This window comes from Vibrio sp. 2134-1 (genome assembly GCF_033339495.1).
Genome location: NZ_JAWOUS010000420.1, coordinates 1 through 702, shown reverse-complemented (window position 1 = coordinate 702; position 702 = coordinate 1). Strand labels below are relative to the sequence as shown.

The following is a 702-nucleotide window of genomic DNA, read 5'->3' as shown; positions in this document are numbered from 1 at the left end:
AGGTTATCGTTAATGAACAAGGTTTCTGCTGGTTCAACAGAATCCTCTTGCGCAAGGAGTTTTCCAAGAGCGGCTTGTGCAATACTCAAATCACTGGCCGCTTTGCGTGTTTCTACTTTGGCTTTGTCTAATGAGGCTTCAGCTTGTAGGCGTTCAACGCGAGCGATCTGTCCTTGCTCTTCCAGCTTGATGGCAAAATCTCGGTGCTTTTTCAAACCTTGTTCTACAGCTTGGCGCGTAGCGAGCACTTCTTTGGCAAGTACAACTGAGAAGTAGTATTTAGAAAGGTCTTCAAAGCGAGCCTGTTGCTCCATGGCTAACTGACTTTTCGCTTCATCGGTTTTACCCGCCGCGGCAGATTGCGCAGCTGAGATTCGGCCACCAGTAAAGATAGGCCAAATCGCACGGATAGAAGAAGAGAAAATATCGCGCTCAGTAATGGTTGAGGTGGTGTTCGCTAAGGCACCAAAAATGGGTTGAAAAGCAGGTGGCACATTAATGTGTGTTCCTGTGCTATCTAGGATCTGCTTTCCTGAAAGAGTAACGTCGGTGTCCAAGCGTGTGTAGTTAGCACCAATGCTTACTTGAGGCAGATTAAGGTTGCTGGTTGCGCTTTCTTGATATTGATAGTTCTCAACATTTGCACGTTGAGCTTTAAGAGAATAGTTGTTTTCTAGTAACAACTGCCACGCAGTGTCAAAC

1 protein-coding gene is annotated in these 702 nt (G+C 46.2%); it reads right to left on the bottom strand.

Annotated features, from left to right (window positions below; genetic code table 11):
• Positions 1-702, bottom strand: a 702-nt coding sequence (locus tag R7R78_RS26375) for a TolC family protein (RefSeq protein ID WP_225474642.1), incomplete at both ends; no start/stop codon positions are given.